This is a genomic window from Alteromonas confluentis (genome assembly GCF_001757105.1).
GTDB classification, from domain to species: domain Bacteria; phylum Pseudomonadota; class Gammaproteobacteria; order Enterobacterales; family Alteromonadaceae; genus Alteromonas; species Alteromonas confluentis.
Window position 1 is genome coordinate 15,341 of the sequence record NZ_MDHN01000043.1, and the last position, 21,704, is coordinate 37,044.

A 21,704-nucleotide genomic window follows, 5' to 3' on the forward strand; every position below is an offset into this window, starting at 1 on the left:
TCATTATCCATCTTTTTTTACCACCTAACTTAAGCCTACTCGGTAGTTGCATATTTGCAAGTTTATGGGCGATTTGCTTAGTAAGAATGTGAAGCGTAAAGTTAATATTCGTCTTAACCTAATTCTTAGCTATGAAAGTCACTGATTCGGGTAATTCCTCCGCCGCTGTTCCCTTAAGTACAGCGACGCTAAAACAAGCGCCACAGAGCAGCGCATCAGAGAATGTGAAACGCAGCAGCTCTGCTTCGCGTTCTGCAACAGACAATGTTCAGCGCATCCAGTCGCTGTTCGCCAGAGTTGGGATTAGCCCCTCGATGATCATGCCGGATGAAGACACCCGGCAGCGAGCAATTAAACGTAGAAACGACATTCAGGCATTAGCAAAAATCCGTAATCTGCAAGCCGTAATGGAAGCGGCAATGGGGGTCAGCCTCACCGAGACAAGCGAAGAAATGGTGGACCCAGACTGGTTCTACGCCTTCTCGCAACTCGCTGAAAATATTTACTCACCCGCAATGCAGACCTTATGGGGCAAAATATTCGCGGTGGAAGTGAGTAAGCCGGGTTCATTCTCCCTGCGAAGTTTGGAAACGCTGAAGGCCCTTACTCAACGAGATGCTGCCATATTCTCAAGAGCAGCTTCGCTGTCTTGCGTTCGACAAGGCGACAGTGAACCCCGTATTCTCACCGGTTACCATCAGAAACCCGGATTCTGGGCGTTTCTCGGCCAGCGACAGCCCGAATCGCTGAATTTGGCCAGTTATGGTGTGAGTTATCCTGACTTACTGGCCCTTACCGATATGAAATTGATTTTTGCCAGTGAAATTGAAAGTGGTGAATTAGAACAAGGCCAGAGCATTAAATGGCGATGTGGCCAAGAAACGTTTCATCTTGTGCCAAACCGCCAAGGATTAGCATTGGTGTATTATAAGTTCACCAGTACAGGGGCTGAACTCGCTCGACTCATCTCCAGACAGAGCGCAGCGGCGTATGTAAATGCATTGAAAGAGCGCTTTAGTGGCCCTTTTACTATCGAATAGCCAATAAATGAAAGGCAATAAAAAAGCGACCGTAGAAAGGTCGCTTTTTTATTCGCTTAGAGAAGGTTAAATACCGTCACCAAATTCGTGCAATCCACACTCACGTTTCAGGCCAAAGAAGCGCGTATCTTGTTCGCTCATGCCTTCTTGTAATGACTGGGTAGTATGCCAGTCACCAATCGACACGTAGCCTTCGTCCCAAAGCGGGTGATACGGCAACTCATGCTCTTTCAGGTAGTAGTGCAAGTCTTTGTTAGACCAATCGATGATTGGATAAACCTTAAATTGTTTTCCTACCTTTTGCAGCACCGGCAATCTTTCGCGGGTGTCAGACTGGCTGCGGCGTAAACCCGCAAACCAAGTGCCCACTTCCAGATCTTTCAGCGCCCGTTGCATGGGCTCAACCTTATTCATGCGGTTGTATTTCTCAATCCCTTCAACACCCTGTTCCCAAAGTCGACCAAACCGTGCTTCCTGCCAGGCCGCAGACATCTCTGACTGGTACACTTTCAGGTTAAGGTTGAGTCTTTCCGTTAGTTCATCAATAAACTTGTAGGTTTCCGGAAACAGATAACCGGTATCGGTCAGCACTACCGGAATATCCGGCTTAGCTGACACCAGAAGTTTCAGCATAACGGCAGACTGCGCGCCGAAGCTAGAGGACATCATGGGTTTACCGGGCAGCATTTTCAGTGCCCAGGCAATACGGCCAGCCGCGTCCATGCCCTCCAGCTCTGCGTTAATGTCTGCAATCTCTGCTGCGCTGGTGTCCAGCGTCAGCTTCGATGTGGTGTCGGTCAGGATATCACTCATAGAAGTCTCTTGCTGAGTCAACCACAGGGGCAATGACGCCCGCGCGAATGACGAAGTCACCGAACGCTTCACCGCTTTCGCGTTCTTTTGCCCAACGGCCAATTAAGGTATCGAGTTCAGAAAAGATTTCGTCTTCACTGATATTTTCCTGATACATCTTAGGAATGCGGGTACCTTCACGATTACCGCCAAGGTGCAGGTTGTATTTACCCGGGCCTTTACCTACCAGGCCAATTTCAGCCAGCATGGCGCGACCACATCCATTCGGACAGCCGGTGATACGGAAAATAATGCTGTCGTCGGCTACGCCGTGAGATGCCAGTAACCCTTCCATACGGCCTACCGCTTCTGGTAGATAACGCTCTGCTTCTGCCATTGCCAGCGGACACGTTGGCAGTGATACGCAGGCCATGGAATCGAGTTTCTGATTCGATGTATCGTCTTCGATCAGTTTGTGATCACGGGCAATTTTTTCAATCGCCGCTTTCTGATCAGCAGGTACGCCCGCGATGATCAGGTTCTGGTTGGCGGTTAATCGGAAATCACCTTTGTGGATCTTGGCGATTTCAGCACAACCTGTCTTCAGCGGACGACCCGGGAAGTCCAGAATACGACCGTTCTCGATGAACAGTGTCAGGTGGTAGTTACCATCGATACCTTCAACCCAGCCGAAGCTGTCGCCACGGGTAGTAAATTCGTATGGACGTGATTCAGCAAAGCTCACACCAGCACGTTTTTCTACTTCGGCTTTGAAGTTATCAGCACCTACACGCTCAAGGGTGTATTTGGTTTTCGCATTTTTACGATTAACCCGGTTACCCCAGTCACGCTGTGTGGTGACAACAGCAGCGGCAACATCCAGCGTATTTTCCAGCGGGATAAAACCAAAGTCAGTCGCTTTACGCGGATACGTAGATTTATCACCGTGGGTCATAGCTAGACCACCGCCCACCAGCACGTTAAAGCCTACCAACTTGCCGTCTTCAGCAATGGCAACGAAGTTCAGATCGTTAGCGTGTAAGTCAACATCATTCTGCGGCGGAATGACCACGGTAGTTTTAAACTTACGTGGCAGATAGTTATCACCTAAGATCGGCTCAACCGGCTTCTCGGTGGTTTCTACTTTTTCGCCGTCCAGCCAGATTTCGGCATAAGCACGGGTTTTCGGCAGCAGATGCTCAGAAATTTTCTTCGCCCATTCGTAAGCTTCAGCATGCAACTGAGACTGAATCGGGTTACTGGTACACAACACGTTACGGTTTACGTCACCGGCAGTGGCGATAGAATCGATACCGGTTTTATTCAGCGTCTGGTGCATCAGTTTAATGTGTGGCTTAAGCACACCGTGGAACTGGAACGTTTGACGCGTTGTTAAGCGGATACTGCCGTACATGGTGTGCTCTTCAGCAAACTTGTCGATAACCAGCCATTGCTCAGGGGTCATCACACCGCCCGGAAGACGGGCACGCAGCATCACATTGTGCAGTGGTTCAAGCTTTTGCTTACCACGTTCTGCACGAATATCGCGGTCATCCTGCTGATACATACCGTGGAAACGGATCAGCTGGAAGTTATCTGCTGTGAAACCACCGGTTAAATCGTCTTTCAGATCTTGCTCGATAGTACCGCGCAGGTTATTACTTTCGCGTTTCAGGCGCTCGTTGTCAGCCAGTTTGCCTTCAACGATAAATGGCGATTTTTCGTTACTCATTAATAGACATCCTTCTGATAACGTTTGGCTTTGCGCAGGGCAACAATGTAGGCTTTGGCGTCTTCTTCAGACTTGCCACCGTGCTCCTGGATGATGGAAACCAGTGCAGCTTCAACATCTTTTGCCATGTGTGTTGCATCACCACACACATAGAAGTGAGCACCGGCTTCAAGCCACTCCCACACTTCTTTACCGTTTTCAGTTAAACGATGCTGAACATAAATTTTTTCTTTCTGATCGCGGGAGAATGCCAGCGTGATCTTGTCAACCAGACCAGATTTCACGTAGCCCTGCCACTCAACCTGATAGAGGAAATCCTGAGTGAAGTTAGGGTTGCCGAAGAACAGCCAGTTTTTACCTTCTGCGCCCTGGGCATCTCGTTCCTGCATGAATGCACGGAATGGCGCGATACCCGTACCCGGTCCCACCATGATCACAGGCGTATCGGTATTTTCAGGCAGACGGAAGTGATCATTCTTCTCGATATACACTTCAACTTCGGCGCCTTCCTCTAATCGTTCACAAAGGAAGCTAGATGCGCCACCCTGGTGACGTTTACCAAAGGCTTCGTAGTCAACGTGTGCCACGGTCAGATGCACTTCTTCTTCTACTTCATCCTGACTGGAGGCAATAGAGTAAAGACGCGGCGTTAACGGGCGGAACGCATCAGCAAATGCCTGAGCATCGATTTTCGCCGGGTGTTCACGCACGATGTCGATAAGCTGGCGTTCGGACAGATAAGTACGCAGTTGCGCTTTATCTTCCATCAGCGCAGCCAGACCTTCTGAGCCTGTTGCTTCCTGATACGCTTTTACAAACGTTGGATAGCTTAGTGTTAACTCCAGTTTACTGGTCAGCGCTTCAGATAATGAAACGGTGGTATCGCCCACTTTCACTTCTTCAGAGCCAGACAAACCTGTGAGTTCCAGGAATTCAGCAACCAGTTCGGCAGAATTCTTAAACCAGATACCCAGAGCATCACCGGCACGATACTGAATGCCTGAATCTTCCAGGCTGATTTCGATGTGACGGATATCTTTTACCGAATCTCGGCCAGTGATTTTCTGCGATTCAATCAACGTGGCTTTAAACGGTGACTTTTTGGTGTACATCTGTTCTGCGCCAGATGGTGCAGCAACGCCAGACTGAACAGTCACCACGTCATGAGTACCGGCAGACGCAAAATCGTCTTTCAGGGCCGCAACCAATTGCTCGCCCCAGGCTTTGGCAGCGTCTTCGTAATCGACGTCGCAATCAAGGCGAGGCACGATGGCCTTTCCGCCAAGCTTACCTAAACGCTCATCGAAGTCTTTACCGGTTTGGCAGAAGAACTCGTAGCTGCTGTCACCAAGACCCAGTACCGCGAACTTCAAGCCATCCAATTTAGGTGCTTTCTTGCCGCCAAGGAATTCATGGAATTCAATTGCATCATCAGGCGCATCACCTTCACCATGCGTACTCACGAATACCGCAACGTGCGTCTCGCCTTTAATACTACGCGGCTTATAGTCGGCCATACTGACTAGCTTACTGGTGTAACCCGCAGCTTCAGCCTGCGCCTGGAAACCTTTTGCCACGCCCATGGCGTTGCCGGTTTGCGAACCTACCAAAATAGTAAGCGTTGGTGTATTCGCCGGTGCAGCTGCTACCGGCGCCGCGGCTGCGGGAGCAACCGCTCCGCCCTGCGCTGCTGCCATACCAGCAACATAACCACTTACCCAGGTAAGCTGATCGCGGTTTAAGCCTGCAATGGCCTGCGTAATCGCATTCCACTGTTGCTCATTGAGCACCGCACCGGGTGCTCCGTTCTGATTAGAATTCACTGACATAGTTAATTAACCTTTTTAATATGCCGTCAAAGGTATCGATTTTTATTGAGAAGAGAAAAGAATAAATAACACTTTTTTATGCTCTAAAGTTTCTAAAACTGTGAAATTTACGCTCTCTGGAATATAAAAAGAGCCGTAAGCGATACTTACGGCTCTTATAGATTTGAAGATTTACCGCTGATGCAAAAAACATCAGCGGCATTTTAATCATCAGAAATGAATTTCTACACCTGCAAACGCACCATCGAACTCCATATCGGCGTATACGCCATCGAGATCATCAATATCGACAGACACATTGCGGTAGCCTGCCTGAATCGTCATATCCACCGCTAAGCTTTCAATAAATGAATAAGTCAGTGCAATTTGATAGTCGCTTAATGTGTGATCATCGAAAGACAGATAACTGCCTTCCGCATACGCGCCAAGACCGGTAAACGGTAAGCCTACCGCCACACGAGAATAGGCCATGGGAATGATACCGGAAAACGCCTGCTCACCTTGCGTTTGCGAGTCTGTGTCGGCAACGTAAAGCGTACCGTCAACGTACTTCGCGTTAACGCCAACATCGAAGCTCACCAAATCGTTGTCGAACAATTCATAGTAAAGAATGATGTCTGTGGTAGACATTTCTACTTGCGTGTAAATGTCGTTACCCACTGTATAGACATCACCATCGAAGGTGAATGTCGATGTAAGTGACGTATTGCCATCGCTATCGAGGGTAGTATAGCTCAGCTTAATATTCGGTACAAAAGGGAGCGGATGTTCAACGGCTGCGTAAAACGAAGAGTTCGCGTTGCTATCGAAGTTGAAATCTGCCATTGCGCTGCCATCGGAAAACGTACCGTCATCAGCAAAACCACCTGACGGGCTTGTATACCAGCCTTGACCACCCAGATACAATCCAGCAACGGTGTCCGCCATTACCGGTGATGCAGTAAAAGCCGTTGCGAGTGCTACAGCTACTATGCATTTTTTCATGAATTATCCTTGATTGAGAAGTTCAGTCAGTTCAATAAGCGCTGCATTAGCGCGAGAAATATAATTTGCCATGACCAGAGAATGATTAGCCATCATGCCAAATCCATTGCCGTTAAGAATCATTGGGCTCCACACAGTTTGCTGTGTCGCTTCCAGTTCACGAATGATCTGACGCAGGCTTACCAGTGCATTCTTATCTTCAAGTGTATCGGCAAATTCGATTTCTGCCGCTTTTAAGAAATGCAGCAACGCCCAGGTCGCGCCGCGGGCTTCGTAAAAGTTATCATCCAGTTTCCACCAGCTCGTCTGTACAACCCGTTCTGACACTGCCGGTGTAGACTGTCGGGCATTCTTGTCACCGGCCAAATCGGTGTTCATTTTGGATGACCCAACGCTTGCACTTAAGCGCTGAGAGTATGAACCTAAACGCTTTTCTACTTGTTTAAGCCACTCTCTAAGATTGTCGGCACGGGTATAAAACTGACTGTCACCAGCGGCCATATCGCCCAGTTCAGCGCGGTATTTATCCAGTGACTTAATCCCATTGCGATAGGAAGACTCTGCCGAAGGCAAAGCCCAGCTGCGACTATTTACGTTGAATTCAGGCTGCGCTTTAGTGAGATGTGGGTTTTCTATAGACTGTGATTGAGAGCGGCTAAAATCTTTGCGCATTGAGAGCGACAAATCTCTGATCATTTCCAGCGCGCCGTATTCCCAAGCGGGCATATTATCGAGGAACAACCCTGGTGGCATAACATCATTAGAGATATAACCGCCCGGCTTATCGAGCAATGTTTCTGTCACCACAATCATTGTGGTTGTCATGGTATAGCCAGGAATTTCAGTTTGTGAAGGACTTGGTGCTTGTTCAGCCACGGCTTGTCTAACATCAAACGTGTCAGGTTCAACACTCCAGTACACGCCTATTAACCAGAATATTAAAAACAGAACAACAACAGTACCAATAATGGTTCGGGTGTTCAGGTATTGTTTAATGCTCAATGTATAGATTCCTTCTCAATAACAAAGTGGGTGATGTTACTCATCACCCACTTTTAATTACCTTATGACTGCACTTTAGCATTCCAGCCATAATTTTTCGCCATGATTTGCGTAAGTTTTGCAGATCACGCCGTTTGTGGACGTTTCGTTCGCAACACTAACCACACAGCAAGAGCTACTAGCAGAAATGGCCAGAACGTTGCGACACCGGCAACCAATAACGCAGCGACACCAGCAACAGCGGCGATGGCAAGGGCGCCAAAAAGACTAAAGGCAACAATAACGCCGATAATTACAAATACAACGCCAACCGCCGAAGCTGCAGCAAAATTCTCAAAGGGTGACAACATTTCATCTCCCATCATTAAATGAATACCCCACCAATCGCTGAACAGATTACCAAAGGCATAAGTCAGCAATATGGCGATGATGATAGCTAAAAATGCATTTTTCATTATGACCACCGTGGTAACAGAAATGTGGCGGCGATATAGGCCATCAACACGGGTACACTAAGAATGAAGAGTCCAGCAACCGCAGCAGCACGAACCCAAACAGCATCAACAGACAGATAATTTGCAAGCCCTGCACATACACCGCTGATCATGCCGTTATTAATGTCGCGGTAAATGCGCTTATCAGTTTCTGGTAATTTCATTGTCTTCTCCTGGCGATAACGATGCGCCCTGCGAGGGCGCGTATAAATGGTTTTAGTAAGAAATTAGGCGGCGCGTTTTTTCTTCAGTGCCGCCAGTTCTTCTTCAATGACGTCGTTGGTTTCCAGCGCCTTGAACTCGTCTTCCAACGATGTAGCCGATGATGAACTACCTACCACATCATAGGCATCAACTTGCGCTTCCAGATGCTCAATACGCTGCTCATAGCTATCCATTCGCGCCATGGCGTTTTCTACCTGCGTACTGTGCGTTACGCCGCGCGCTTTAAGGCGAACACTGGCGTTGTCTTTTCGCGCCACCAAACTTTTCTGTTTCTGACGGGCCTCAGCCAGTTTCGCGTGTAGACGTTGCGTATCTTCTTGCACCGACGTGAGCATGTCGCTCACCTGCGTTTTCTGACTTTCGATAACGTCCAGTTTTTCTACATAACTATTTTTCTGTACCAGAGCGGCGCGCGCTAAATCGTCCTTGCCTTTATCCATGGCCAGTTCCGCTTTCGCCATCCAGTTGTCGATGTCTTTTTGCAGCGTGGCAGCCTGACGATCGAGATACTTCTGCTCGGCAATATATTTCGCCGCCACTGAACGCATCTCCACCATGGTTTCTTCCATTTCCTGAATGATTAGGCGAATCACTTTTTCCGGATCTTCCGCTTTATCCAGCATCGCGTTGATGTTTGATTGAATGATGTCTGACATGCGTGAGAACATTCCCATTGTCTTTCTCCTTTACCTGTTTCATGTTTGTTCGATTACAGAGAGACTATTACAATCGCTGTGCCAAATATTTAACCCACTGTATTAATTGACTTTTTCACTTATCACTTTATTTTTAAACGTGTTATCAAAACTGAGTACTGAATAATTTGGTTAAATTAACCACTGGAAATTAGCCAATCTGACGAACACTAAGGTATTAACAGGCATGGTATTAACTGACACGGCATTAAGTGACTTTGCAATAAGCTGAGCCGAAGCATGGTTAAAAGACAGAATAGGATGAATAGGGAAAACTTAGGAAACGGTAATACTAAAGGGTTGAGGATGGTGTTCGGTTTGTACTGATGTCATGGAGCGGATGACAGAACTGTGCAGATAAAAAAACAGGCAATCAATTATGATTGCCTGCATGGTCGTTCTTTTGCACTAGGTTGATGCTGTTTTCGCATCTTACAGCAAGCCATAAGCTTACTCTTCTTCAGATTCAGAATGTTCAGATTTTAATTGTGTCTCGCTTGCAGCCAGGTCAGTAACACTCACCGAACCTGCTTTTGTTTCATTCGACAAACTAAAGTTATAAGTCGCATTGGCAACAGATTGCTGCACGCCATTGCTGATTTCTTCAGTTGCCATAGTGACAGCTTGATCGATCATCCGGCTTAAGAATGACTCGATCGCACTTTCCTGCGCCATCGCTTGTGAACTAAACATCGCAGCTGACATCACGGCACTGGCTAAAATCATTTTCGCTTTCATCGTGTTTCCCTCTTGGTAACGTTGTAAATAGTGCCGTACTCACTGCGACGACAAGTTACCTAAGAGATAGCGAGAGACGTGCCAACTAAGAGAATTTATTTAACCATTTGAATTTTAATGAGTTTACAAAAAAGTCACGCCCACCTCAAAAGAACAAAAAACGAACAACACAACTAAGTGGTGAAAAAAACCAATGCAATTAGTCTATTCCACCACCCGGGAATCGTTAAAGGCTTTCGCATTGGCCTGTGCTTGCTCAACTTGCTCAAGCGCATTCATCAGAAGATTAGGATCACGCTCTTTACCGGTGCCATTCTGGCTTAAATAGCGACGCCAGATGCGCCCGCCAGCCTGCCCCTGAAACAACCCCAACATATGGCGGGCCACGTGCCAGGGTTTAAACCACTCATCGGTTTGACGCTCAATATATTGCTGCATGATGTGAACAATTTCGCTACGCGTTTTCGCCTGCGCTTCGTCACCGAAAACCACCTTATCAACGGATGACAGCAAGTAAGGGTTAGAATAAGCTTCCCGCCCCATCATCACACCATCAACCTTACCTAAGTGCTCAAGGGTATCATCGAGGGTTTTCACCCCACCGTTAATGCTAATGTTTAGTCCTGAATGTGTTTCTTTGAGTTGATACACACGGGGGTAATTCAGCGGCGGAATTTCACGGTTTTCCTTGGGGCTCAAACCCTGCAGCCAGGCTTTGCGGGCATGCACAATGAAAGTATCGCAGCCTGCATCGGCAACAATATCGACAAACCGGGCAAAGCCTTCGTACTCGTCCATATCATCAATACCAATACGGCATTTAACCGTTACCGGAATATCTACCGCCGCCTGCATGGCCTTTACACAGTCGGCAACCACTTCAGGTTGTGCCATCAGGCAAGCGCCGAAAGCACCGTTCTTTACCCGGTCTGACGGACAGCCAACATTAATGTTTACTTCATCGTAGCCACGGGCCTGCGCCATTTCAGAACACCGCGCCATATCGGAGGGATCGCATCCGCCTAGTTGCAGCGCCACAGGATGTTCTTCTTCGTTAAATGCCAGATAATCGCCTTTGCCGTAGATTAGCGCCCCCGTTGTAACCATCTCGGTATAAAGCAGACTGTGCTTTGTAATTTGGCGCAGGAAAAAGCGGCAATGTTGATCGGTCCAATCGAGCATTGGAGCGACTGAGAATCTTCTGTCGATAGTTGAATGAGCCATAGTTCTATTTAAATCTTTTACATCAGCCACTTATGGCATTCCTCAGAAAAATTTTGAAACGTCAAAGTTGAGCATTTCCACTGGATTTAGTCCCGTTTCTGGGAACATGGAGCCCAAATAGTGGAATTATTTTTCCTTTAGGCGCACTCGATAAATGGGTGAAAATCAGATGGCTAATATTAGCATAAGTAAAGGAATGAGAAAAAACGGTGTCTCATATACAGCAAGGGTCAGACAGAAAACGAACTAACTTGAACGGACCTTTCGAATTAATTGACGCTCTATAGAGGACTTCCAATCATTGATCCAACCGCTAAGACGGCTAGTGATAGCATAGAGCAAAGTGGTCGTGAGCATTTCTCATGAGAGTGTTTTAGGCCTCATCATTCAATAGCTCCCAGCCAAGGAAAATGTAAAAGTTCGTTTTTCAGAACCATTGCCATTGACTAAAATGGTTACAAATACCATACTATGCAGCAAGTGGATTGAGCATTCTCGGTCGGCGTCAAAACCTCGGTGGATTCATCGGGGTTTTTCGCTTTTTGGACTAGGGTAAATTCTCATCCCAACGCCTTCGAAAGCAGTTCCTAAGCTTTTTCTTCCCCCTTCGCAGTAAAACTTTTCTCGAAGGATATCAAAAGCCCTGTTTGCTTGTTCAGGCCTAAGTGTATGAAGCCCTATGGGCCTCGCGACCAGATCAGCTAGTTGTAACCCTGAAGACATGACTTTTTTGTCAGAAAAAATTATTTCGTAGGGAAGTTGCAGATTTTGTTTGTTGTTGCCATCGCAGATTCGACGAAACTCCAGTTCTAAATCTCGATCCTCCTTGTCGCCCCTGCACTCAACAACTATGTGCGTTTTCTTTTCGCTCTGGCCTTTCTCAGCAAGAAAACCATTCAGCGCTTTCATACACATGCCCAATGCTATGTAATACGCATTATCGTCTGGGTTGGAACGCAGTTCTCTTTTATCAATAGTTGCGCTTATTAAGATAAAATTAGCGACCTCGATTATTTCAGTCAGCTCATTAAGAAAGTGCTGGTGATGCTCCCTGCCTTTAAATATGTTAAAAGCGCCCTTTCGTCGCCTTATTTCGTTTTCATGAAGCACCACTTGGTCATGGCCGAAGTGGTTGAACTTAAACTTTTCTAAAGCAGGAACAATCACTTCACTGTAGTGGCGTTTGTGAAATACACAAAATGCCAGAACAAAAATGGGGTAATTTTCGTCAATACTCTGAAGGCTGTGATCACCACTTTCATCCACGTAAACGATGTATTTAGAAAAGTCACTTTCATCTAACGATTGTGGGTTGTGACTTTTCAGCTTTTTAAGGTTTTCTTCATCAATCTCAAAAAGCGGCAACTCATGCTGGACGGGCTGTTTTTCATCTGTCATTACCGAGTACCTAGTTCAGTCAATACAAACCAAAGGCAATTGAGAGCAAGATTGGCGGCTAGGCCATATAACCATTCGCCATGCGCTTTCAGTAATTCGAAATTGCTTGTAAATACCATACAACAGTCCCTGTTTTGTTTGTCCACCCCAAGGTCAGTGTACAATACACCGTTAAAATCATCTAACCTATTAGGCTCACTATGGTTTTAAGCGCAAAGATATATTTGCAATACGGTTTCTCAGAGAAGAGTAATCAACAATATTCAGGTTTGATTTTGAATTATCTAGGCTTTCTTTCACTGAATCCAATTCGTTAAGAAAAGTTCTTAGAACTACCTTTCTAATCCCTACGGCCTTCGATAAAGCTCTGTTAGCAATATTTATTCTCACGCCACAGATTGGTCTGCTCAATTGATCTTCCAATCGCGCAACTCTATTCCGTAACCCTCCAATCACTGAAGAATCTGAAAATTCTTTTGGAAATACTTAAATGCTGAGAGTTCTGCTGTGCGCCGTCACTAGGTGCTTTGCTCTTCGATGTGCCGAAGCTCTGCTTTCGTTCATCTTTAAATTTCGCACGAAGCTTTTTGAATTCGACGATGAATTGGGAATTGATTGGATGTTCAAGTTTAGTATTATCAACGGCCTGCTTTTCATTTTTAGTCTCAGATTTTACGTCCACCTTGTCTAAAACTGCGGGTCGCCTGGGGATGCATTGATGAGACTTAGCCGGCTTTGAAAATGTTGTACTTGCAGAGCTTACATTACTAGGCGAAGTCTGCTCCTGAGTTTTCTAAAGTCCCGATTTGTCAGGTATTTAATGATCCGCGATTTTATCAGACGCGAACAACTGGGTAATGTGAAATCTCCAATGTTATTTTTTCTGCAAACGGCGGCTCAGCTTGCCATGTCATATTTAAAATAACCTTAAAATATCAACATAATGATTAGCTTATGTCGATTGTATCAACATATAAATTCTTTATGTTGAAAAGACCTCGATATTTCGACACGTAATAGACTTATGTCGATGCTTTCGACATATAAAGAAGTTATGTCGATATGATTTGAAATAATCGATACGCAATTAGATTGTGTATGGAAAAAGCCAAAAGCGAGCCATATGCCTAATTATGTGCTGTTGCCATTGTTGATAATGGTCCTCGCCATCACGCAGGGCGAGCAGAACCTTCTCACTCTTACTATATTCCTACTTTGCACTGCCACTTTTGTCCGCATCAATACTGGCCTGAATTAATGGCGTGATGGTTGAGCCCTGTATCACGATGGAAAAAATCACCACAATGTAAGTCACCACCAGCATCAGACTGTGTAAGTCCACATCATTTATCATAAACTCACGACGCGGAATAGATGCCGCCATAGCCAGTGCAAGTCCTCCTCTCAGGCCACCCCAGGTAAGGATTTTTATCGCATTTCTATCGTAATCCCGTACTTTCTTAAATACGCTATAAGGCACGCCAACGCTGATAAAACGGGCAAGGAGCACTAGCGGAATAGCAGCCAAACCGATAAAGATTTCCAGCTTGGTAATGGGTAACGTAACAATCAGTAGGCCAATCACCAGGAATAAAAGCGAATTCAGGTAACCGTCTATGCCGTGCCAAAAGCTTTGTATGTGATGCACGTTATCGGAGTGGTTTTTCACCGCTGACTGCGTACGAGTTACATTTCCGATAAAGATTCCGCTAACGACCATGGCCAGCGCACCAGAGACATCCATTAAGTTAGCGGTAGCAAAGCCTGCCGTAGGAATGCAAAAAGTGATGAGCAGTCGCAGGTTGCCATCTCTTGAGTTCAGAATTAAAAAGTGGCCCATATAGGCCAGTACGAAACCAAACAGGATCCCTCCTCCGGCTTCAAAGAAGAATAATTCAGAAATGCCTGAAACCGTAGGTGCAACACCTGAGAACGCTACCGCGAACAAGGTTTTAAACAGCACGAGTCCTACCCCATCATTGAATAAAGACTCCCCCTCAACCTGAATAGATATCCGCTCAGGAGCCTGCATTTTTTTGATGATCGCAAGCACGGCTATGGGGTCTGTGGGACTGATTAACGCACCAAATAACAAACAATAAATGAGCGGTATACTCACCCCACATATTGTCAGTAAATACCAGCCTACCCAGCCGATTAAAAACGTAGAAGCTAGCGTAGAAAAGATGACCAGCGCAGTTATTTCCCATCGCTGCTGACGCATGGCAGCCAGATTAATTTCCAGTGCGCCCGCAAATAATAACAGCCCCAACATGCCATTGAGTAGCAGCTCTGTGAAGTCAATCTGACCGAATGTATCAGACAACATTTGCGCGGTTTCGTTACCGGCCAGCTTAATTGCCAAAATAAGTACCAGCGACAGCACGACTGCGCCACTGGTAATAGCAATAGTGGTTTGCATTTTAAGAATGTATTGATTACTGAAAGCAATAAGCACAGCGGCGGCGGAAAGAAAGCACAGTAAATACCAGGTGCTGATCATAGAAGTCCTTACATAGCGAATTGGACAAAATTAGCTTCTCAGGATTCAGCATAATGCCTATTGCAGGCGTCAAAGCTATCGCTTGGGTATCTCAGACTGATTGCGAAATTCGAAAGAGGCGTAACTTATGTCGGAAGTGATTACATGTTGCGCCTTTACAACATCACTGGCTATCAGCTTAAGATTACTGACTCAATTTTCTCGCTAACTGACGCTTTAATGCCAACCATTCGGACAAAGCACTCGTCAGTCTAGTGACACTGTCTGACACTATTAACTCAATTGCAGCTTGAGCTTTTCATAAATTATAAAACGTAAAATTGCAGACACCCGATATAAGGGACACGCGTTTAAAGCATTTTCACTTCTCGCTGCGGGAACGGTATTTCGATATTAGCCTGCTGCAGACCATCATGAATGGCCTTATTTAATGCATAGCGAATTTCGAAATGGCGGGTAGTCAGCGCCCATACACGTACGCCGAAATTGATACTGCTGTCGCCAAAATTATCGACACCAATGGCTGGGTTCTTTTCAGAGGAGATACCGTCTACCGTAGCCACCGCTTTCTCAAGCACACTGATAACTTCATCAACATTACTGGAATAGGCCACGCCCACTTCCAATTCGATAAGCATTTGTTCGGCGGAATTATGCAGTATCTCCCCCACGATGAGTTTATTGGGGATTTGAATATGAACATTATCTTCATTGATAAGGATGGTGTAAGGCAACATGACTTTATCGACCACACCCGAAACACCCTGTACCTGAATCGTATCGCCTAACACAAAAGGACGGGTGATTATGATGGTAAAACCGGCGGCATAATTCGCCAACATGCCCTGTATTGCCAGACCGGCACCGAGGCCGACCGCACCAATTGCCGCGATGAAAGGTGTAACACTGATCCCGATGTTACCGAGCGCAATGATAATAACCATTGCCAGGATGAGAATTTTACAAGCCCCGCCGGTAAAGCGGCTTAGCGTGATGTCAATTTCACGCCCAATCATCAGGTTTTCAACGAGAGTACCGATTTTGGCTGCAACCCACCAGCCAACCAGTAATATGATGATTGCACCTACGATTTGAAAACTGTAGGTAACGGCAAATTCTACAAGTGTGTCGTAAATTGCCTGCGCTTGTTGTAATTCTGCTTCCATGTTGACTTCTGGTTAACGCTTTAAAAGTTTAAGAATAACCAACAAAATACCGAACAACAACATAGCCATCGGTCGTATCTGGCGTTTGTTACTCACTACCCGTCTTTAAGAGAGCTCACCTGTTTTTTTAAACCAATGCAGCTGAGTATGTTTACATAGCTCCAGGTTAGATTGCCTGCACTGAGCATTTCACCACTCTGATAATGAAACTGTTCAGACATGCTATCGTTTTCACCACAGTGAAATTGAACGCGGCGAAGAAAAGCATCACCTAAACCAATGAGCCCATGAATGACCTTCCTGAACCCAACAGAATCCATAAGGTAACGTTCACCCTCATTAATCTCGCATTGGCTTTCACCGTAAGACATTGCCAATCGCAAAAACGGAAGATTGAGTCGGGTAACCTGAAGCGCCTGCTTTTCAGAAAAAAGTAGTGCCGCTTGATAGCAAATGCCTGCCATTGTCCCGGTACATAAAAACCAAGGATTGCCCGTTTCCACCCCGTCTGTGCCACTGTAGCGATCTTCTGGGTAACGTCCGATACCCGGTGCTAAGGTTTCGCTATGTGATGAGTGCCGCGTTTTGTTTACTGCAAAGAGTGAGTCAAATGTCTGGTAAAGTGCATAAGCGGTCGCTAAAACTTTATCATCGGTTGCAGTTAAATAAGATGCAGAAGCGGATAGCGACTGGAATACCCCCAGCAAAACGGCGATATCCAACCCAGAAGTCTTGTAATCTAAACCACCGTTTCGATTTAACGTAGCCAAATAGTAACCCGCGTCCTCACACCAAAATTCAGCCATAGCGGCTTTTATTGCCTCGGCTTGTTCAACATAGCGCCCTTGCGCCGCTTCGTCTCCAAGCTTAGCGGCCAATTCCGCCCCTTCGCATAGTGCTACGTGCTGCAGAATACGAGTGTAAAAATGGTCCCCTTTCACTTCTTCCCACACATCGAAGCAGCAGTCCTGCCAGTGAGCCGCAATAAACTCAAGATCGGTTTTGATTACACCGCCATTTGCTTGGTAGAGCAGCGAGAGGTCATCAACGGTTTGTCCTTTTGAAAGACAATAGTGCGCCCAGCGCGTCAGCGTGAGTGCTCGCTGAGCGGGTCCATCATTTTGCGGCCGGCCCCACTCTTCCTCATATGCATCGCCATCGACATAGAACTTGGGTTCACCAACATGACCGCTGGGATTAGGGGTTTGTTGGTTAAGCACTGAAAACTCGATATAGTCTTTCATCATCTGCTCGAACTTCGCGCTCATACCGAAAGCATGCGTTTGCGCTAATCTCACTACCTCCCCCATCGTTCGTGCCGAATCTCGGGTCCAGTGATAGTAGTAATCGGGATTGGAGCGAGATGGCGAGGCAACAACGGCACCCGGCTTGCCATCTGCTGGCGATATATTCGCTAATATGCCGTACAACATATTTTGTTCGGCGTGGTTGAGCCATTGTTCGAAAGTTGGCAATTTATGGTCTTGAGACGGTGTCGATGCTTGCATTTCTGAAGTGTTCATCGGGGGTTCCGAGTTTAACGAGTTGATGGTTTATACCCTCAGGACACCGCGACGATCAGCTAATCACGACCAGATGAGTTGAATCGCTTAATCATTCCGACCACTCAATCTCCGCAGAGCCTTCCTATCACAATATTCCATAGTGCACTCGGCGTAAGTGACCTCCCACTTTTACACATCACTGTAATAATTTTCTCGAAAACGCCGGTAAAGCCAGAGTGGATATTCTGCCGACACAGAGATAACACATTGAAGTAGCGTAATAAGTCAGTGAATTCTTGCCTGGGCATACTCCTTGCTGCCTTAAGTATGAAGTACCTCTTTCGTTCCACGAACTCTTTTCAGAAGGTATCCCATGAACTTAAATATCGACGGGCGAATTGCCCTTATCAGTGGTGCATCAGGTGGTCTTGGCCTTGCATCTGCGAAATGTCTGGCTGAAGAAGGTGTGCGTCTGTTTCTCACCGACATGAACGAAGAAGCACTTCGCGCGGCGGTGGATGAACTCCACGAATCTGTTGTCGGCTTTTATAAAGCCGACCTGACCGACGAAAGTGATATCAACACGTTGGCTGACAAAGTAAAAGCCGTTGGCGGTGCAGATATTCTGGTACATCTGGCAGGGATTACTGGAGCCAAGGGCGACCCGTTAACGATGAAAGATGAAGACTGGATGGAATGCTGGAATATTAACTTTATGTCTGCGGTAAGGGTATGTCGGGCTATCGTACCTGGCATGGTTGAAAAAGGCTGGGGACGGGTTGTGCTCACCGTATCCGAAAACGCTGTTCAACCTTATCCAGACGAAGCCGTGTACAACGCATCCAAAGCCGCCTTACTCAGTTATACCAAAGCGTTGTCACTTCCCTATGGCCCGAAAGGTGTTTTGGTTAATGCAGTTATGCCCGCCTTCATCGAGAGTCCAATGACCGATGGCATGATGGAAAAGCTGTCTGAAGAACTCGGCGTGTCACAGGAAGAAGCGGTTGAACATTTTCTCGAAAAAGAACGTCCGTACCTCACGCTCAAACGCCGGGGCCGCGCTGACGAAGTAGCGGCGGCGGTAGCATTGCTTTGTTCTGACCGAACCACTTTCACCAACGGTTCTGCCTGGCGGGTAGATGGTGGCGCTGTCGCGGCAATTAATACTTAATAGGAGATAAATATGTCAGATTCTAAAGTGTCCCACCTTCCCGACCCTGAATACATTAACGATGACTATGTCGGCGCAGGAAAATTGAAAGGTAAACGCGTGTTAATCTCCGGTGGCGACAGTGGTATTGGTCGAGCTGCCGCGCTGCACATGGCCCGGGAAGGTGCCAAAGTGGCTATTATTTATCACTCGGCTGAAGACAAGGCTGCCGAGACCAAGCAGGCCATTGAAGCTGAAGGTGTAGCTGTGTTGGTAATACAAGGTAACACCGGCGATAGCGCCGACTGCGATCGCGCGGTTGAAAAGGTCGTTTCTTCCTGGGGCGGAATCGATATTCTGGTGAATAATGCGGGATTTCAGAAGGCCTACCATAACCTTGAAGAAGTAAGCGACGAAGATTGGACGGCCCACTTTGATGTGAACATGGCAGGTATGTTTTACCTAAGTCGTGCCGCACTTCGCCACATGCAATCGGGTTCTGCCATCGTTAACACCGGCTCGATAAATGGTTATGTCGGCAATAAGGCTTTATTGCCTTATTCATCTACAAAAGGAGCAATCTCAGCATTTACTCGCTCGCTAGCCAAGCAATATATGGACAAAGGCATTCGAGTTAATGAAGTTGCACCAGGCCCCGTCGCTACTGATATTCAATCTGTATTCGAAGACTTCGACGAAGACATGTTAAAGAATATGGCGGCCCCGATTGGCAGAGTAGGACAACCTCGGGAACTCGGCCCTGCCTATGTATTTCTCGCCAGCCAGGATGGGGCATTCATCACCGGTCAAACGCTTCACGTAAACGGTGGCATGATGGTTGGCGCCTAAAAACTTAAGCTTAATCACCAGTAAATTCTTTACAAGCGCCCGTTGTTAATAACGGGCTTTTTTTTAGCTGGCTCAGTGGCAAACTTTTCTCACGCCAAACCTCTTACTTGTCATCTCCCAATTTAATTCTTGTCTTTATTCTCTCGCGTTCCTATTTTTTCCGAGCAATTCAACTACATTCCCTGTACACTCCTGCAAACAAAAATGAAAATCATTCTTATTTAGATTAAATTATCCCCACTTAGGACTCTCATGAAATACTCTTCCTTGTCGGTAGCCGTACTCAGCGCCCTTGTCTGCACTTTTCACGCTACAGCCTCATCCACAGATGACGTTGAAAAAATTGAAGTAACGGGTCGTGCCCAGCAATTCTATTTAGACAGCCAGACTCGCATTGGTACCAAAACCGATGCTGACATCATGGAAATCCCTTTGTCTGTACAGGTACTCACACGCCAACTCATTGCCGACCAGGCTGCTCGCGACATCACTGACATGTACCGCTCAATTGCGGGGGTCAGTGAATTCAGTTACTCAGGTGTTACCTTTCGGGGATTCCGCGATGATGCCAATGTGTTCTACGACGGCGTACGTGGCGACCCCTTCTCCGGCTTTAGCGTACCGCAATTGTTTAATGTTGAGCGTGTGGAAGTACTTAAAGGCCCGGCTGCAGCGCTTTACGGCGGTGGCGAGCCAGGCGGTATGATCAACTATGTTAGCCGTAAGCCTTCATTCAACGAATACCGCAATGTTACGGTAACTGGCGGAAACTTCTCGCTGGCAGGAGCATCAACAGAACTCACTGGTGCTGTTAATGAATCAGTTGCCTATCGCTTTGGCGCTTTTTACGAGACTCAAGACAGCTTCCGTAGTAATGCCGATTCGGAAAACATTGAGCTGGCTGGCGGCGCCCTGTTTGTATTGGGGAACAACACAGAATTGACCACCACCTACGACTACATTGTGCAGAACCTGGGTGGCAATCGCCTTCGCGGCGTTCCGGTAGATGATGATGGTAACTTTTTGGTCGACCGCAGTTATAACGCCAATGAAAAAGGGGATTACCAGGATCTTGAAGCACTGGTATTGCAAGCCAACCTTGAGCACGACTTTAGCGATAACCTCACTTTCAATGGTACCTTGCGGTATTTAGATAACGAACGAAATCAGGGATATCACGAGTCAAGAAGCTGGATTGACGTTAATGGCGATGGCGTTGCTGACATCAATGACGAGACGATTCGTCGGGAGTATCGCAAACAGCTTCGTGCAAACGACGAACTAAGCCTTACCCTGGATTTTGTTTATGACTTTGAGGCTGCAGGTATTGCGCATCAACTTCTGTTCGGTGGCGATTGGCAACATGTCAAAACCGACTACGACTATTTCCGCGCTCGCTACGAAGCAGATGGTGTGGCGAATCTCAACATTTTTACCCTTAACTATGGCGAAACAGACCCAACGACTTACAACCTGACAGACATGAATCGAGATGGATTGGAGCGTCAGCGGGCCAGTTTTTACGTTCAGGATAAAATGCAGTTCAGCGATAACTGGGCACTCATGTTAGGCGCACGGTTTGATTATTTCGATGAGCAGAGCATGGATACCGACACGGCCTACAACGACAGTGATGTTACACCGAGAGCAGGACTCATTTACACGCCAACAGACGAAACAACGGTTTACCTGAATTATTCCGAGAGCTTTAACCCGGTAGATCCTTCTCAGTATGAAGAGTCTGTCGCCGATCCGCTTTCACCAGAAACCGGTAACCAGGTTGAGCTGGGTCTGAAACAATCCTGGTTAAATGGCAGCATCATGACCACCGCCGCCATCTATCAAATTGATAAAGAAAATCTGGTTATCAATAACCCGGACTTTATTGACGGTGAAAACAACGATATTGAACCCGCCCTTATCAACTTCGGCCTGGTAGAAAGTCAAGGTGCAGAATTTACCCTGGTAGGCGACATCACCGACAACATAAGTATTACGGCTAACTACGCCTACAACGATACTTTGCTGGAAGAAGGCACGATTAGCAATACCTACGATGGACGCCGTTTTGCTAACACCCCTCGCCACCAAGCCGGATTCTGGGCGCGATATAATATTGCGGTGATCGACTCAGCATTCGCCATGGGCGTAGACTACGTGAGCGAACAAGTTAGCCTAAATGGTCAGCGGGTTAAACCATTCACCATTTTTGACGCCAGCTGGACCACACGTTGGGACAACGTACTGCTAAGTGTTAACGTTAAAAACCTGTTTGATAAAGTTTATGCCGTAAGCGGATTCAGTGAGCGTAACGGGCACTTTCCTGGCGAGCCTCGTGAGGTGGTTGTTCAGCTAAGCTATGACTTCTAAAGCTTATA

Annotated in this window: 18 protein-coding genes; 4 read left to right on the forward strand and 14 right to left on the reverse strand. The window is 46.8% G+C overall.

Features of this window, described 5'->3' with window-relative positions; translation table 11 throughout:
• Positions 1-131: 131 nt before the first annotated feature.
• Complete coding sequence (locus BFC18_RS20400; RefSeq protein WP_070127613.1) at positions 132-1,040, forward strand: TIGR03899 family protein; 909 nt, start codon at positions 132-134, stop codon at positions 1,038-1,040.
• 66 nt (positions 1,041-1,106) lie between these two features.
• Here BFC18_RS20400 and BFC18_RS20405 read toward each other — a convergent pair whose 3' ends face one another.
• The 14 genes from BFC18_RS20405 to BFC18_RS20475 all read right to left on the reverse strand — a co-directional run bounded on the left by BFC18_RS20405 (position 1,107) and on the right by BFC18_RS20475 (position 17,345).
• Positions 1,107-1,853 carry a phosphoadenylyl-sulfate reductase gene (locus BFC18_RS20405; RefSeq protein ID WP_070127614.1) on the reverse strand — a complete coding sequence of 249 codons (747 nt, stop codon included), beginning with the start codon at positions 1,851-1,853 and terminating at the stop codon, positions 1,107-1,109.
• Positions 1,846-3,564 (reverse strand): assimilatory sulfite reductase (NADPH) hemoprotein subunit, encoded by a 1,719-nt coding sequence (gene cysI, locus BFC18_RS20410; RefSeq protein ID WP_070127615.1) that lies wholly within the window; start codon positions 3,562-3,564, stop codon positions 1,846-1,848. Before cysI ends, BFC18_RS20405 begins: the two co-directional genes overlap by 8 nt.
• Complete coding sequence (locus BFC18_RS20415; protein WP_070127616.1) at positions 3,564-5,393, reverse strand: assimilatory sulfite reductase (NADPH) flavoprotein subunit; 1,830 nt, start codon at positions 5,391-5,393, stop codon at positions 3,564-3,566. Before BFC18_RS20415 ends, cysI begins: the two co-directional genes overlap by 1 nt.
• Before the next feature lie 210 nt (positions 5,394-5,603).
• Complete coding sequence (locus BFC18_RS20420) at positions 5,604-6,377, reverse strand: TIGR04219 family outer membrane beta-barrel protein (protein WP_070127617.1); 774 nt, start codon at positions 6,375-6,377, stop codon at positions 5,604-5,606.
• A gap of 3 nt (positions 6,378-6,380) precedes the next feature.
• A complete protein-coding gene (locus BFC18_RS20425) occupies positions 6,381-7,373 on the reverse strand; it encodes a DUF2333 family protein (protein ID WP_070127671.1) in 993 nt (330 codons plus the stop codon).
• 131 nt (positions 7,374-7,504) lie between these two features.
• Positions 7,505-7,834: a hypothetical protein gene (locus tag BFC18_RS20430; protein ID WP_070127618.1), complete on the reverse strand. Its 330-nt coding sequence runs from the start codon at positions 7,832-7,834 to the stop codon at positions 7,505-7,507.
• Positions 7,834-8,037 (reverse strand): PspC domain-containing protein, encoded by a 204-nt coding sequence (locus BFC18_RS20435; RefSeq protein WP_070127619.1) that lies wholly within the window; start codon positions 8,035-8,037, stop codon positions 7,834-7,836. The genes BFC18_RS20430 and BFC18_RS20435 overlap by 1 nt, the downstream gene beginning before the upstream one ends.
• A 63-nt stretch (positions 8,038-8,100) precedes the next feature.
• Positions 8,101-8,772, reverse strand: coding sequence for a phage shock protein PspA (pspA, locus tag BFC18_RS20440; protein ID WP_070127620.1), 672 nt, complete (start codon positions 8,770-8,772; stop codon positions 8,101-8,103).
• A 471-nt stretch (positions 8,773-9,243) separates the two neighbouring features.
• Entirely contained in the window at positions 9,244-9,531 is a 288-nt protein-coding gene (locus tag BFC18_RS20445; protein WP_070127621.1) for a hypothetical protein, read from the reverse strand.
• Positions 9,532-9,735: 204 nt separating this feature from the next.
• The gene (gene dusA, locus BFC18_RS20450; protein ID WP_070127672.1) at positions 9,736-10,755 is read right to left on the reverse strand and encodes a tRNA dihydrouridine(20/20a) synthase DusA; all 1,020 of its coding nucleotides are present in this window, start codon (positions 10,753-10,755) and stop codon (positions 9,736-9,738) included.
• Positions 10,756-11,277: 522 nt separating this feature from the next.
• Positions 11,278-12,153: a DUF3800 domain-containing protein gene (locus BFC18_RS20455; protein ID WP_070127622.1), complete on the reverse strand. Its 876-nt coding sequence runs from the start codon at positions 12,151-12,153 to the stop codon at positions 11,278-11,280.
• 1,210 nt (positions 12,154-13,363) lie between these two features.
• Positions 13,364-14,653, reverse strand: a complete 1,290-nt coding sequence (locus tag BFC18_RS20465; protein WP_070127673.1) for a cation:proton antiporter — start codon at positions 14,651-14,653, stop codon at positions 13,364-13,366.
• Between the two features lie 353 nt (positions 14,654-15,006).
• The gene (locus BFC18_RS20470) at positions 15,007-15,822 is read right to left on the reverse strand and encodes a mechanosensitive ion channel family protein (protein WP_070127624.1); all 816 of its coding nucleotides are present in this window, start codon (positions 15,820-15,822) and stop codon (positions 15,007-15,009) included.
• Positions 15,823-15,917: 95 nt separating this feature from the next.
• Entirely contained in the window at positions 15,918-17,345 is a 1,428-nt protein-coding gene (locus BFC18_RS20475; protein ID WP_070127625.1) for a glycoside hydrolase family 15 protein, read from the reverse strand.
• Positions 17,346-17,700: 355 nt separating this feature from the next.
• Between BFC18_RS20475 and BFC18_RS20480 the strand changes: the two genes are divergently transcribed.
• From BFC18_RS20480 to BFC18_RS20490, 3 genes are all read left to right on the forward strand, one after another.
• Positions 17,701-18,498, forward strand: a complete 798-nt coding sequence (locus BFC18_RS20480) for an SDR family NAD(P)-dependent oxidoreductase (protein WP_070127626.1) — start codon at positions 17,701-17,703, stop codon at positions 18,496-18,498.
• A 12-nt stretch (positions 18,499-18,510) separates the two neighbouring features.
• Positions 18,511-19,326, forward strand: a complete 816-nt coding sequence (locus tag BFC18_RS20485; protein WP_070127627.1) for an SDR family oxidoreductase — start codon at positions 18,511-18,513, stop codon at positions 19,324-19,326.
• Between the two features lie 252 nt (positions 19,327-19,578).
• On the forward strand, positions 19,579-21,696 hold the full coding sequence (locus BFC18_RS20490) for a TonB-dependent siderophore receptor (protein ID WP_070127628.1): 2,118 nt from the start codon (positions 19,579-19,581) through the stop codon (positions 21,694-21,696).
• The last annotated feature ends 8 nt before the right edge of the window (positions 21,697-21,704 follow it).

What these genes read in the sequence shown, in the direction of transcription:
- BFC18_RS20400 (WP_070127613.1), top strand. Translation starts at nt 132, where the DNA reads ATGAAAGTCACTGATTCGGGTAATTCCTCCGCCGCTGTTCCCTTAAGT.
- BFC18_RS20405 (WP_070127614.1), bottom strand. Translation starts at nt 1,853, where the DNA reads ATGAGTGATATCCTGACCGACACCACATCGAAGCTGACGCTGGACACC.
- cysI (WP_070127615.1), bottom strand. Translation starts at nt 3,564, where the DNA reads ATGAGTAACGAAAAATCGCCATTTATCGTTGAAGGCAAACTGGCTGAC.
- BFC18_RS20415 (WP_070127616.1), bottom strand. Translation starts at nt 5,393, where the DNA reads ATGTCAGTGAATTCTAATCAGAACGGAGCACCCGGTGCGGTGCTCAAT.
- BFC18_RS20420 (WP_070127617.1), bottom strand. Translation starts at nt 6,377, where the DNA reads ATGAAAAAATGCATAGTAGCTGTAGCACTCGCAACGGCTTTTACTGCA.
- BFC18_RS20430 (WP_070127618.1), bottom strand. Translation starts at nt 7,834, where the DNA reads ATGAAAAATGCATTTTTAGCTATCATCATCGCCATATTGCTGACTTAT.
- BFC18_RS20435 (WP_070127619.1), bottom strand. Translation starts at nt 8,037, where the DNA reads ATGAAATTACCAGAAACTGATAAGCGCATTTACCGCGACATTAATAAC.
- pspA (WP_070127620.1), bottom strand. Translation starts at nt 8,772, where the DNA reads ATGGGAATGTTCTCACGCATGTCAGACATCATTCAATCAAACATCAAC.
- BFC18_RS20445 (WP_070127621.1), bottom strand. Translation starts at nt 9,531, where the DNA reads ATGAAAGCGAAAATGATTTTAGCCAGTGCCGTGATGTCAGCTGCGATG.
- dusA (WP_070127672.1), bottom strand. Translation starts at nt 10,755, where the DNA reads ATGGCTCATTCAACTATCGACAGAAGATTCTCAGTCGCTCCAATGCTC.
- BFC18_RS20455 (WP_070127622.1), bottom strand. Translation starts at nt 12,153, where the DNA reads ATGACAGATGAAAAACAGCCCGTCCAGCATGAGTTGCCGCTTTTTGAG.
- BFC18_RS20470 (WP_070127624.1), bottom strand. Translation starts at nt 15,822, where the DNA reads ATGGAAGCAGAATTACAACAAGCGCAGGCAATTTACGACACACTTGTA.
- BFC18_RS20475 (WP_070127625.1), bottom strand. Translation starts at nt 17,345, where the DNA reads ATGAACACTTCAGAAATGCAAGCATCGACACCGTCTCAAGACCATAAA.
- BFC18_RS20480 (WP_070127626.1), top strand. Translation starts at nt 17,701, where the DNA reads ATGAACTTAAATATCGACGGGCGAATTGCCCTTATCAGTGGTGCATCA.
- BFC18_RS20485 (WP_070127627.1), top strand. Translation starts at nt 18,511, where the DNA reads ATGTCAGATTCTAAAGTGTCCCACCTTCCCGACCCTGAATACATTAAC.
- BFC18_RS20490 (WP_070127628.1), top strand. Translation starts at nt 19,579, where the DNA reads ATGAAATACTCTTCCTTGTCGGTAGCCGTACTCAGCGCCCTTGTCTGC.